Origin of the sequence: Vibrio salinus, assembly GCF_021272385.1 — a bacterium.
Classification (GTDB): domain Bacteria; phylum Pseudomonadota; class Gammaproteobacteria; order Enterobacterales; family Vibrionaceae; genus Vibrio; species Vibrio salinus.
On record NZ_JAJSDZ010000010.1, the window covers coordinates 616,499 to 630,333 of the forward strand.

General features: G+C 44.6%; 8 protein-coding genes and 1 pseudogene. 6 read left to right on the forward strand and 3 right to left on the reverse strand.

The features are described 5' to 3' along the window. Window positions 1-112 precede the first annotated feature (112 nt). Genes LRQ06_RS16225 through fruB form a run of 3 tightly spaced genes read right to left on the reverse strand, consistent with a single transcriptional unit; the run spans window position 113 to window position 3,940 of the window. A complete protein-coding gene (locus LRQ06_RS16225; RefSeq protein ID WP_232768092.1) occupies window positions 113-1,843 on the reverse strand; it encodes a PTS fructose-like transporter subunit IIB in 1,731 nt (576 codons plus the stop codon). A gap of 17 nt (window positions 1,844-1,860) precedes the next feature. Further along, window positions 1,861-2,808 (reverse strand): 1-phosphofructokinase, encoded by a 948-nt coding sequence (gene pfkB, locus LRQ06_RS16230; RefSeq protein ID WP_232768093.1) that lies wholly within the window; start codon window positions 2,806-2,808, stop codon window positions 1,861-1,863. Between the two features lie 4 nt (window positions 2,809-2,812). Continuing rightward, window positions 2,813-3,940, reverse strand: coding sequence for a fused PTS fructose transporter subunit IIA/HPr protein (gene fruB, locus LRQ06_RS16235; protein WP_232768094.1), 1,128 nt, complete (start codon window positions 3,938-3,940; stop codon window positions 2,813-2,815). Window positions 3,941-4,290: 350 nt separating this feature from the next. Here fruB and cra point away from each other — a divergent pair, with 350 nt between their 5' ends. The 6 genes and pseudogenes from cra to nifD all read left to right on the forward strand — a co-directional run bounded on the left by cra (window position 4,291) and on the right by nifD (window position 13,832). Then, window positions 4,291-5,274 (forward strand): catabolite repressor/activator, encoded by a 984-nt coding sequence (cra, locus tag LRQ06_RS16240; RefSeq protein WP_232768095.1) that lies wholly within the window; start codon window positions 4,291-4,293, stop codon window positions 5,272-5,274. Between the two features lie 68 nt (window positions 5,275-5,342). Then, window positions 5,343-6,494, forward strand: coding sequence for an exonuclease SbcCD subunit D (locus tag LRQ06_RS16245; protein ID WP_232768096.1), 1,152 nt, complete (start codon window positions 5,343-5,345; stop codon window positions 6,492-6,494). Next, the gene (locus LRQ06_RS16250; RefSeq protein WP_232768097.1) at window positions 6,491-9,532 is read left to right on the forward strand and encodes an AAA family ATPase; all 3,042 of its coding nucleotides are present in this window, start codon (window positions 6,491-6,493) and stop codon (window positions 9,530-9,532) included. Before LRQ06_RS16245 ends, LRQ06_RS16250 begins: the two co-directional genes overlap by 4 nt. 140 nt (window positions 9,533-9,672) lie before the next feature. After that, window positions 9,673-11,229: pseudogene (locus LRQ06_RS16255) on the forward strand (putative bifunctional diguanylate cyclase/phosphodiesterase). A 199-nt stretch (window positions 11,230-11,428) separates the two neighbouring features. Further along, a complete protein-coding gene (nifH, locus tag LRQ06_RS16260; RefSeq protein ID WP_232768098.1) occupies window positions 11,429-12,310 on the forward strand; it encodes a nitrogenase iron protein in 882 nt (293 codons plus the stop codon). Between the two features lie 49 nt (window positions 12,311-12,359). Next, window positions 12,360-13,832 carry a nitrogenase molybdenum-iron protein alpha chain gene (gene nifD, locus LRQ06_RS16265; protein ID WP_232768099.1) on the forward strand — a complete coding sequence of 491 codons (1,473 nt, stop codon included), beginning with the start codon at window positions 12,360-12,362 and terminating at the stop codon, window positions 13,830-13,832. Window positions 13,833-13,835: the final 3 nt, after the last annotated feature.

Sequence of the window (13,835 nt, forward strand, 5' to 3'; positions counted from 1 at the left end):
GTTTTCTGCCGGGAATAAAAAAGCCAGCGAAAAATATTCGCTGGCAAATGTTACATAGACTTAATGGGGAGAGTTACAAAAAATTAACTCCAATATCGGGATTTAATGAGTATTATGCTTTTTCACCCTGTTTAATCATGGTGTAGCCAAAACCGGTGATAATAGTACCAATCGCGATAGCAGCAAGGTACATCAGTACAGCTGTGATACCGGTTGAGCCTGGGATGTTAATTGCACCAGGGATAGCCAGAACAAACAGACCACCGTGTGGAGCCATCAGGTGAACACCGAACAGCATTGAAAGTGCACCTGTTACGGCACCGCCAACCATACAAGATGGAATTACACGGATTGGATCTTTTGCTGCAAATGGAATTGCACCTTCAGAGATAAAGCATAGACCAAGAACAAATGATGCTTTACCTGCTTCATGTTCACTGGCTTCGAACTTTTTACCACCGATGAAAGTAGCCAAACCCATACCAAGAGCGGGAACCATACCTGCAGCCATAATGGCAGCCATTGGCAGATATTGTTGAGATGCTAACAAACCGACACCAAAGGTGTAAGCCGCTTTATTGACCGGACCACCAAGGTCGAAACACATCATTGCGCCAAGGATAATACCCAGAATGACAGCGTTTGCTGAGCCCATGCTCTGCAGGAAGTTTGTCATGGCTGTCATGATGCTGGCAACCGGGCCACCGACAACATAAATCATAACCAAACCGGTAAATAAACTTGCCAGGAACGGAATGATCAGAATTGGTTTCAGTGCTTCCATTGATTGTGGTAACTGAACTTTTTCAGCAATCAGTTTTGCTGAGTAACCAGCAATGAAACCGGCAGCGATACCACCAAGGAAACCAGATCCGATAGAAGCAGCCAGAGAACCACCGATAAGACCAGGTGCAAGCCCCGGACGGTCAGCAATTGAAAACGCGATGTAACCGGCAAGAACCGGAATCATCAGAGCAAAGGCAGAACCACCACCGATTTTCATCAATGCGGCAGCCAGAGTACCTTCCTGTTCAAATGCTTTGATACCGAATACAAAAGAAAGGGCAATGATAAGACCACCGGCAACTACAACAGGTAACATGTGTGATACGCCGGTCATAAGGTGTTTGTATACGCCTTTTTTCTCTTCCGTTGATTCACTTGATTTATTACTGCCACCAGAATAAACCGTTGCCTGAGCTAACGCTTTTTCAAACTCTTGTTCTGTTTTCTTCAGAGCAAGGCCTGTACTGGTTTTATACATTTTTTTACCGTTGAAACGGTCAAGAGGAACTTCGATGTCCGCAGCAATGATAACCAGGTCAGCCGCTTCAATCTCTTCTGCAGTAAGCTGGTTTTTTGCGCCAACTGAACCGCGTCTTTCCACCTTAACGTCGTAACCCAGCTTGGCCCCTTTTTCTTCCAGAGCTTCAGCAGCCATAAAGGTGTGAGCAACACCGGTAGGACACGCGGTGATAGCCACAATTTTCTTAGCGGCACTTGCCGGTGCAGCGGCAACGGTTTCACCACTGGTCAGTTCCTGTGCTTTTTCAGATGCGGTTTTTAAGAAAGCAACCGGGTCAGTCGTACATTCTGAAATGTCCGCTTTGTATACTTTTTTGCCGACAAAGCGAGTGGTGTCCACTGGTGTACTTGCTGCAATAACAACCAGTTCTGCTTCAGCAATTTGTGCGTCAGTCAGTGTTTTTTGATCAACGACAGATGACTGGCATTCAACATCAGCAGGCCAGCCCAGAGACTTGGATGCTTGCTCAAGTAAGCCTGCTGCTAAAATGCTATTCGCGACGCCGCTAGGGCATGCTGTAATAATGGCAATTTTCATAGTTATGACCTTTTGTTCTAGTTACTAGCTTCAGAGCTAAGTAATTGGACTTGTTGTTGTAGGGTTGCTAATTCTTTAGCGTCAGACATACCTACACCTACTTGCGTTACAGCTAACGCTGATAATGCGGTTGCAAAAGTAAGTAGTTCTTCTTTCGGCATTTCTTGCATGTGTCCCCAGCAAAGACCTGCCACCAGAGTGTCACCGGCACCAACTGTACTTACAACTTGCATACGTGGTGGTTGAGCCTGTAGCCACTCTTCATTGTTCAGCCACATCACTCCGTTTGCACCCATAGAAACGACAATATTGTCAATTTCTTTTGATGCTAACGTTGTTGCTGCAGCTTTACATTCCTCGATAGTGCTTAACTCTTTACCGACAAAGATAGATAACTCTTCATCGTTAGGTTTGATCAGCCATGGTTTTGCATCTAAACCTGCTTCAAGCGCGTCCCGGCTACTATCGAACAATACCTTTTTACCCATATCATGAAGTTTTTCGATCCAGTCCGCACAAAGTTGTGGTGATACTCCTTTAGGAAGGCTACCAGCCATAACAAAGTAATCGTGGTTCTGGGCTAAACGTTCAAGCGTTGCTTCAAATTGCTCAATTTCTGCCTGAGCAATATTGATGCCCGGGAAGTTGATGTCGCTGACTTCACCGTTTTCTTCAACCAGCTTCACGTTGATACGGGTTGCACCGTTTACACGGATAAATTCGTCTTTAGCTCCCATTTCGTCAAACAACTGACAAAACAGTTCTTGGTTATCTTTGCCCAAAAAGCCTGTGACAGTCACTTCAGCGCCAAGGTCGCTCAGCACTTTAGCTACGTTTACACCTTTACCGGCGGCATGCAGGTCAGATTCATTGACCAGACTTACTGAACCCACATTTAAAGTATTAATGTGACCAGTAAGATCCAATGCCGGGTTTAAAGTGATAGTGACAACTTTTTTAGTCATGATATTACTCACCTAAACCAGAATCGATCGCTGCTCCAAGAGCTTCCAGAGCCTGAGTTGCATCAGCACCATCAGCGGTAAATTGCAGTTTGTGGCCACATTTCACACCCAAAGCGATAACTTTCATTAAGCTTTTTGCATTGACGGCTTTTCCGTCACCATCCAGATTTGCAACTTTGATGCTGCATTCGAATTTTTTCGCTTCAGCTACCAGCATTGCGCCCGGACGAGCATGCAGGCCATGTGGGTTTTTAATCGTGTAAATAACTGTATTGGCTCCCGCTTCATCAGCCGCAGCTTCTGCCAGACCAAATTTAACCAGAACCTGTTTAGCATCTGCGTTTGCTAAAGCGTCTTGTTCTTGTTTGAATACGATTTCAGACAATTTTTCAAGAATGCTCTGGTGTGCGCCATTGCAGGCGGCAACAGCAAGCAATGCTTTCACTGGCTGACCGTTTACTTCAAAACTGTCTGTGGCTGATACAAAAGATACACCAGTACGTTTTACCGCTTTATTACTGCTGACAAGCCACAAACCTTTCCCCAGATTGGTTGGTTCTTTTGCTACGATGTCAGAAATAAAATCTGAATCGGCACAGCCTTTGTTTTTCAGGAGTCCACCGGCAACAGCAGACAGCTGAACAAAGCCGGTTGCAGGGAATTGGGTTTGAATAGTGGATTCGTCAAAATCCGCATCGAACTGAACATCACCATTCAGAAGGGCAATAATGTCATTTGCTGATGTTGCAGATTTTAGTTTTTCTTCAACACCATCAGCAGATAGTACTTTTGTCAGTTGTTTCAGGATGCCAAGGTGTTCGTCAGATTTTGCGGCAATACCGATTGCCACGTAAACAGTATTACCGTCACCCCAGTCAACGCCTTCAGCGAAGTGATGAACAGCCACGCCGGTTTCTTTTACCAGTGGACGTGTATCTGTTGTACCGTGTGGGATTGCAATACCGTTACCCAAAAATGTTGAATTTTGGTTTTCACGATTCAGCATACCTTCTACGTATCCTGCATCGACCAGTCCTTTTGTAGTCAGATCAGCTGCAATTGAACGAATAGCATCCAGCTTATTCGAATGGGCCTGGCCCAGTTGGATGTTACTTGGATTTAGTTGTAGCATTTTGTAGCCCCTTTGTGCCTTGTCCGGTGAAGTTTTAACCAGAATAATCACTACCGTTCTCTAATAATTTATTATCCGGAACCCTTATTTATTAGTGATGAAATTTTGACTTCAGTTATCTTTTGCTGAATCGTTTCAGCAAACATTTAAAAAATTCAGCAAAACCATGAAAATGACGTTTTTATTGATTCTCTTAATACTTAGTACAGAAAACTCGATTTTGCTATCATTTTTGAATTTTGCTGAATCCTTTCAGCTTTAATACTGAATCGGTTCAGCGTATAATGCAATAAATTCGAGGATCAAAGTTTTAATAATATGATCCAACGCACGTTTGAAGAGTGATAAATATGACCTTAGATGAAGTGGCCAAGCTTGCGGGCGTGTCAAAAACAACAGCCAGTTACGTGATTAACGGTAAAGCACAAAAATACAGAATCAGTGAAAAAACACAACAACGGGTAATGGCCGTTGTTGAAGAACATAACTACAGTCCTGACCATGCCGCTTCGGCATTGCGGGCAGGGAACAGCCGTTCATTCGGACTGATTATTCCAGATCTCGAAAATACCAGTTATGCGAAATTGTCTAAGCTTCTGGAGCAGAACTCACGAAAAGCCGGGTATCAAATTTTGATTGCCTGTTCTGACGACGATGCTCAGACGGAAAAGTCAGTGGTAAAAACGTTAGTTTCCCGGCGGGTGGATGCACTATTTGTTGCCAGTTCAATTCCGGATGCCAGTGATTTTTATGCTGATCTGCAGAAAGAGGGTACACCGGTAATTGCAATTGACCGTCCGATGGATGATGAGTATTTTTCCTGTGTTGTGAGCGAAGATTATGGCGCAGCCCGAGATCTGACAGAATCCATGGTCAGAGAAGGCGTACAGACGATTGGACTGATCGGTGCACTACCGGATTTAAGCATTTCTGTTGACCGGCAACTGGGATTTGAAGAAGCCGTCAGAAAAGGGAAACGGAAAATGTTAATCGGTTACGGTAAACAGTTTAACCGTGAAGATGGCAAACAGATTTTCCTCGATTGGATTCGGTTGAACTGTCTGCCGGATGCCATAGTGACGACGTCTTTTACTTTGCTGGAAGGCATTCTGGATGTCTTGTCAGATCAGCCCGAAATCATGAATAAAATTCGTCTGGCAACATTTGGTGATAACCGGTTACTTGATTTTCTGCCAATAAAAATTAACTCATTACCCCAACAGTTTGAGCTGATTGCCGACAGTGCACTGGCGATTGCACTAAATGCGACGGCGAAGCGGTATCAGCCGGGACTGGAATTAGTGCCAAGAAAATTGAAAATGCGCGCAGAGTAAAACCATTGGTTTAGCTGCTCTGTTAATTCCAGTATGATATGCCCAGATTCGTTTTTTCCAGGCATATCATGAAGTTTATCCATACCTCAGACTGGCATCTCGGTCGCCAGTTTCACAATGTTTCTTTAGTTGATGATCAGCGTATTGTATTAGAACAGCTGATTGACTACATAAAAACTGAACGGCCTGATGCGGTTGTCATTGCCGGTGATATTTATGATCGTGCCGTTCCCCCATTGGCGGCGATAGAGTTACTTAATGATGCAGTAGAAAAAATATGCCGGGATTGCCAGACCCCATTAATTGTAATTCCTGGAAATCATGACAGCGCCGTGCGTCTTGGGTTTGCATCTTCACAAATGCAGTCGTCCGGTCTGTATATCTTATCTGAACCTGCGGATTATCTGACACCCGTCGTGTTAACGGATCGTGAGGGAAGTGAGACCGCTTTTTACGGCATTCCTTTTCTTGACCCGGAGTTAGCCAGAGCAACCTTTTCTCAGTCATTCAGTCAGCATGATGATATTTACGCTTTTCTGTGTGAGCAGATAAAACAGGAAATATCACCTGAGCGGTCGAATGTTTTGGTGGCTCACTGTTTTGTTGACGGTGCAGAGGAAAGCGATTCAGAAAGACCTTTATCGATAGGCGGTGCAGACCGGGTTAATTATCAACATTTCTCGGGATTTGATTATGTTGCTTTGGGGCATTTGCATCAGCCCCAGTACCGGGGGGAAGAAACTGTCCGCTATTCCGGTTCTCTGATGAAGTACAGCTTTTCTGAGCAACATCAACGCAAAAGCGTAACCGTAGTGGAATTTTCAGAACCTTCTCAGCCACCACAATTGACTGTATTACCGCTTAAAGCCCGCCGGGATGTGCGGGTGATAGAAGGGTATTTCGATCAAATACTGGAAACAGGGAAGTCAGATCCGCATTACGATGATTTCATCATGGTTCGTCTTTTTGATAAGCACGCCATTCTGGAACCGATGGAACGTCTCCGGGACGTTTATCCGAATGTACTGCATCTTGAGAAACCGGGTATGTTAAGAGATTTGGATGAGCCGTTAATAAAACCGGAACTGGCGCATAATGAGATGGATATGTTCAGAGATTTCTTTTCACAGATTCATGGAGACCCGTTATCAGAAGCTCAGTCTGATGTAATTCAGCAGGTGATTAAAAATTTGCGTCGTGAGCAGGAGGATAAACAGTGAAACCGGTTCGTTTAGAAATGCAGGCTTTTGGCCCGTTTGCTAAAAAAGAAATCATCGATTTTTCTCTTCTGGGCACTGCGCCGTTTTTTATGATTAATGGCCCGACAGGTGCCGGGAAAAGCTCGATTCTGGATGCCATCTGTTTTGCTCTTTTTAATGAAACCACCGGCAGTGACCGGAGTGGTGATCAGATGCGTTGTGATTTTGCGTCTCAGGACATCATGACTTACGTTACGTTTGAGTTTGAATTAGGTTCCGTCCGGTATGAAATTTCCCGATCCCCGGAACAGTGGCTACCGAAAAAACGAGGAAGCGGGTTAACCAGACAGACGCACAAAGCGACGTTTTATGAAATGAAAAACGATGAGCCGGTGCTAATTTCGAATCGTCCAAAAGACATAGAAAAAGAAGTGCAGAACCGCATTGGTCTTAATGTTAAGCAGTTTCGTCAGGTGATGGTCATTCCTCAGGGAAAATTCAGAGAGCTGTTGCTGGCCGGTTCAAAAGACCGTGAGCAGATATTAGGTCAGTTGTTTGAAACGCATATGTATCTCGACATCGAACGGATATTAATGGATAAAGCCTCGGATATCCGGAAACAGAAAGGGGCCTTTGATCAGCAAATATTCGGGCAGCTTGAAGTGGCCGGGGTTTCGGACGAAGACGAGCTGGTGAAAAAAAAAGATGATTTGATGTCATTGAGGTCAGAGAAACAGGTGTTACTCCGTGGTAAACAAAATGAGCATGAAGTACTAAAAGCCGACTTCATTGCCAGACAGGCATTGCTGGAGCGTTTTCAGAAGGTCACTGAGGTCAGAAAACAGCTGTCGGACCACAAAGAGCAACAGGAAACGATCACGGCGAAGCAAACTCAGCTGACTCAGACAATGGATGCTAACAGGATTGCGCATCATTATTCCGATTATCTTAAACTGAATAAGCAGTTGGCTGAATTGGGTAAAGAAACGGAGCGGGCTGGTCAGGATGCTCAGGATGCCAAAGTCAGGCTTACTCGTCTCCGGGCATCTGTCGCTGAACTGGAAAAACAACAAAAGAGTCTGCCGGAGTGGCGGGATGCGTTATATCGGTTAAAAATGCAGAAAGAGCAGTTGGAAGCGATGCAGCAACTGACAATGTCGGTAAGTGAACAAAACAAACAATTACAGTCAGTCCGGACAGAAAAAGAGACGATTGAGCGCCAGATTCAGTGTGCTCAGGATGAAATAAAACATCTGGAAAAAGAGATAGACAGGCAAACACGTGAAAAAGAACGGTTGCCCGTTATCCGGCATGAAATAAAAGAGCTGACGGAATATCAGGCTTGGTTTGATGAGCAGCGTAAAAGAAGACGCGCTATTGAACAGTTACAGCGTGAACTTAAGGCCGGGCAGGCTCAGTCTCACCGGTTGAAGCAGGAAGTCATGACTGCGGATAATACGGCTCTGAAAACGGAGTTAGCCTGGGTAAAAAATCAGGCGGCTGAGTTAGCGTCGCATCTACAGGAAAGTGTCCCATGTCCTGTGTGCGGAAGTACCGAACATCCGCAACCGGCAGAATTCAGTGGTGAGATTGTCACTAAGGATCAGGTTGACCTGACCCGCTGGCAGTGGATGGAAAAACAGAATGCATTGTCTGCAACAGAAAATAATATAACGGATATTGGCCGTCGTCTGGAGAGTGAATCGGAACGGCTGGCTGAGATAGAGAAGACGTTATCTTTGGTTGATACATTACCGGAACCAGACTCATTAACCGGTTTGATTCGTGTCCGGCAGCAGGAACTGTCTCAGATGGAATCAATGGACATGGCTCCCTTGATGGCCAGATTATCATCTCTTCAGGTGGACCTCGAGCGCCTGACGCAGTCATATTCAGACAGGCAGACGGAAACCGAAAAGGTACAAAAAGAACTGACTATCCTCGAAGGGAAAATCGCGGTTTACCGGAAGGAGAGTGGAACGGCGGAGTCTTTCGGGCAGGTTATGACGCAGATTCAGGAATTGGATCAGAAAATTAATCATGTTGAATCCCAGACCGTCAGCCTTCAACAGCAAAGGGAAGTGGCTGAAAAGCAGTATTCAGTGCTTGATTCGGCATTAGCAAACCTGAAAACAAGGTATCAGTTACAGGAGCAAAGCTGTTGGCAGGCACATGAAAACTGGAATCGCGTTTTGTTGACCAGTGATTTTCAGACAACAGACGCCTTTTTAGCTGCCAGACAGGAACAGGGTAAAGTTGAGTTATTGCAGCAGGAGATAAAAGAGTATGAAAACCGCTTGTTGTCCCTGAAGACGACACTTCAGGATCTGGATAACGAACTGACCGGACAGGAATTACCCGATATCGGATACTGGCAGAAACAGTTGGATGCAAAACAGAATGAAGTCAGAGAAGCCAATGACGATTTTATGCGCGTCAATTCAGAGAAAGAGCGGCTGGAAAAAGTACAGGAAGGCATCCGGTTACTGAAGAAAAAAAACGAAGCGCTGGAAAAAGAGTATCAGGTTCTGGGGACGTTAAGTGATGTTGCCAATGGTAAAAACAGTGCCCGTATCAGTTTGCACCGGTTTGTTCTGGGAGTATTACTGGATGACATTCTGATTCAGGCATCGCATCGCTTAAGGACGATGACGCAGGGACGATACCTACTTTATCGTAAAACGGATCGTAATAAAGGGAACGCAAGTTCCGGGCTGGAATTGATCGTTGAAGACAGCTATACCGGTAAAAGCCGTGATGTGGCGACTTTGTCCGGTGGCGAATCCTTTATGGCTGCACTGGCTCTTGCTCTGGGGTTATCCGATGTGGTGCAGTCATACAGTGGTGGCATACGGCTGGATACATTATTTGTTGATGAAGGGTTTGGCAGTCTTGATTCCGAAGCTTTGGATCTGGCGATTCAGGTGTTACTGGAGTTGCAACGAAGTGGCAGAACGATTGGTATTATTTCTCATGTGAATGAATTAAAAGAGCAAATTGGCTGCCGGATTGATGTTATTCCATCGACGACAGGCAGTCATATCCGCATTATTAACTAAGAGTGAGATGTGTATCTCGTTTTCACCTATAATATAGTTATTGTGATTTTAATCGGTACGCGTAACAATTAGCCGGCTTTGTATTGTCCGTCACCTTTAATCGGAAGCATTTAGCACACAGTAAATATATGATATTAAAAATGACATTGCTGGCCCTTGTTGCTATCGGAACATTGCTTCTGGTTAGAAGCCTCATACCGGCAAAGAAAATCTGTCAGCTTGATCCATCAAGAGGCTGGCAGATTCTGGTTGCCTTTATTCCTCTTTTTATCGCAGCCTATTTGTTTTTATTTTTTGAGATTCTGTTTCTCTCAACGCTAAATCCCATTTTTATTGTTCTTACGGCTGTGTTATCTGGTGGCGCGATATTTGTGTCGTTGGTGATTCCACTTTCGCTTAAGGCGATTTTAAAGCTTAATCAGATTGCTCAGGAGGAAAGGCATAAGTCTTTACACGATGGACTGACCGGATTGCCAAACCGTAAATATCTTTTACAGAGTCTTGAAAGTCGGAGCCACAACCGGTTTACTCTTTTTCTGATTGATTTAAATAACTTTAAACAAATTAATGACGGGTTAGGTCATTACATGGGCGATCGTTTTCTGATTTCTGTAGCAAAACGAATTCAGGAGAATATCCCCGATGATAGCCATATTTTCCGTCTTGGTGGCGATGAGTTTGCCCTGATTGTTGACAGTGTGGATGATAAGGAAATTTTGGCTGTTGTGGACACCGTTCATGAGTCATTGAAAACTCCGATCGATATTCTGACATATTCAATGAACACATCAGCCAGTATCGGTATTGCTAAGTATCCACAGGACACACAGGAAGTGATAGGTCTGTTGAAACAGTCCGATCTGGCCATGTATTATTCGAAAAAAAACGCACAGAAGTACACGTTTTACTATGAACAACTGGGTGTTGTCTCTTATGAGAAGCTTAAGCTGTCTCAGCGTTTGGGTGTTGCGCTCGAGGAAAATGAGTTTGAGCTGTATTATCAGCCGATCATGAATGCCAGAATGAATTCACTCTCTGCTTTAGAAGCATTGCTTCGCTGGCCTCAGAGTGACGGAACTATGATCATGCCGGATAAGTTTGTGCCTCTTGCCGAAAAAAGCGCATTAATTAACCTGATTACCGAGTGGGTAATCAAGGCGGCAGCCAGAGACCTTTCGGTTTTACGAAAAGAAGGGTTTACCGGAAGTATACATATTAATTTATCAGCGAAAGATATCCAGACCGAAGCGGTCCCAAATTTATTAACCCGGTTAATTTCTGAACAACATATCCAGCCCGGTGATTTTGCATTTGAGATTACGGAGCGGGATATGGTGGAAGATATTGATAAAGCCAAACGGGTGATGAAGATCATTAATGACCTTGGCTTCTCATTCAGTGTCGATGATTTTGGTACCGGGTTCTCGTCATGAATTCTTTTAAGAGAGTTGCCGATTGAAGAGATAAAAATTGACCGCTCATTTGTCGGAGACTTCACAGACAATGAAATCAATTTGTCCATTATCTGCCATGTACTTGGTCTGGCCCGGGATCTTAACTGCTCCGTTGTTGCTGAAGGCGTTGAATCTGAGGTAATTAAAGACCATTTATTGGAACTGGGTGCCGATTTGCATCAGGGATACTACTATTCCCGTCCCATCAATCTGAGTCACGTTATTTCGACATACAAGTATTAGTGAGTATGTCGGCTCATGCCTGTAAAACCATACAATCTTTGTAAAAAAGCGAACAAAGTGCGATTTGTTATTGTTCTTTGTTCGCTTTTTATAATTTAACTTTTTGAATTTAAAGAATTAATTATTTTTTGTTAAGTTGGCTCGGTTTTCGCAATCGATATAGGGAATTGTTTTTTAACATCCTATGGAGGGAACCAATATGGCAATTCGTCAATGTGCAATTTACGGAAAAGGTGGTATCGGTAAGTCGACCACAACTCAAAACTTAGTGGCTGCACTTGCTGAAGCGGGTAAAAAAATCATGATCATCGGTTGTGACCCGAAAGCGGATTCTACCCGTCTGATTCTTCACTCTAAAGCTCAGAACACCATTATGGAAGCGGCGGCAGAAGCGGGTTCGGTCGAAGATATTGAACTGGAAGATGTGATGAGAGTCGGTTACGGAGATGTGCACTGCGTTGAGTCCGGTGGTCCGGAGCCGGGGGTTGGTTGTGCTGGCCGTGGTGTTATTACAGCGATTAACTTTCTTGAAGAAGAAGGCGCATACGAAGAAGATTTGGATTTTGTTTTCTATGACGTACTGGGTGACGTGGTATGTGGTGGTTTCGCAATGCCTATCCGTGAAAACAAAGCGCAGGAAATCTACATCGTGTGTTCCGGTGAAATGATGGCAATGTATGCGGCAAACAACATTTCAAAAGGTATTTGTAAATACGCAACTTCCGGTTCCGTCCGTCTTGCCGGTCTGATCTGTAACTCACGTAACACTGACCGCGAAGATGAACTGATTGAAGCTCTGGCAGCAAAACTGGGCACTCAGATGATTCACTTTGTTCCTCGTGACAACATAGTCCAACGTGCAGAAATTCGTCGTATGACCGTTATCGAATATGACCCAACTTGTAATCAGGCCGATGAATACCGTGCGCTGGCTCAGAAAGTGATCAACAACGAGCTGTTTGTCATTCCAACACCGGCAACGATGGATGAACTGGAAGATCTGCTGATGGAATTCGGCATCATGGATGTTGAAGACGAATCCATCGTGGGTAAAACCGCTGCAGAAGAAGCATCTGCATAAGTAGGCTTGTTTAGAGCTTTCCTTAAAATCCGCATATGAGGAAAAAAATATGTCGATGAGTATAGAACAAGCTAAAGCTTTGGTTGATGAAGTTCTTGAAGTTTATCCCGAAGCAGCGAAAAAAGACCGTACGAAACATATGACTGTGAATGACAGTAGTGTGGACAGTGCAAAATGTGTGGTTTCCAACCGTAAATCGGTACCGGGTGTTATGACGGTTCGTGGTTGTGCTTACGCCGGCTCCCGTGGTGTGGTTTGGGGACCGATAAAAGATATTGTCCATATCTCTCATGGTCCTGTTGGTTGTGGTCAGTATTCCCGTGCCGGCCGTCGCAACTACTACACGGGTGTTACCGGTGTGGATTCATTCGCAACCATTAACTTTACAACAGACTTTCAGGAACGGGATATCGTGTTCGGTGGCGATAAAAAACTGTCGGCAGCCATTGATGAAATAGAAACACTGTTCCCTCTGAATAAAGGGATCTCCGTTCAGTCAGAATGTCCGGTTGGCCTTATCGGTGATGATATCGAAGCGGTTGCCCGAATGAAAGGTGAAGAGATCGGCAAGAAAATCTTCCCTGTGCGCTGTGAAGGTTTTCGTGGGGTATCTCAGTCTCTGGGTCACCATATTGCGAACGATGTGTTCCGTGATTATGTACTGGAAGATGATGCTGACTCGGAATTTGAAACCACAGACTACGATGTGGCGATTGTCGGCGACTACAATATCGGCGGTGATGCCTGGGCTTCCCGTATTATTCTGGAAGACATGGGGCTGCGTGTGGTTGCTCAGTGGTCTGGAGACGGTACTTTGCCTGAAATGGAAAACACATCGAAGGTAAAACTGAATCTGGTTCACTGTTACCGTTCAATGAACTACGTTACCCGTTACATGGAAGAAAAATATAACATTCCATGGATGGAGTACAACCTGTTCGGTCCGACCAAAATTGAAGAGTCCATGCGTAAAATCGCAGCATTCTTTGATGAGAAAATCCAGAAACAAACGGAAGACGTGATTGCCCGTTATAAAGAGGAATGGGATGCCGTGATCGCAAAATACCGGCCACGTTTGGAAGGTAAGTCCGTGATGCTGTATGTCGGTGGTTTGCGTCCGCGTCATATCATTGGTGCGTATGAAGATTTGGGTATGGAAGTGGTTGGTGCTGGTTATGAATTTGCTCATAACGATGACTACGTTAAAACGATTCCTGATATCAAAGATTCCACCATTTTGTTCGATGATGCCAGTGCTTACGAACTGGAAGAGTTCGCTAAGGCATTAAAACCGGATGTCATCGGTTCTGGTGTGAAAGAAAAATACGTATTCCAGAAAATGGGGATTCCATTCCGTCAGATGCACAGCTGGGATTATTCCGGTCCTTATCATGGTGTTGATGGTTTTGCAATCTTCGCCCGGGATATGGATATGACTATAAATAATCCGGTCTGGAGCAAAATGAAAGCACCCTGGTTAGCTCAACAGTCTGAAGATGAAGCTCTGGCTAAATCTGCTTAATGT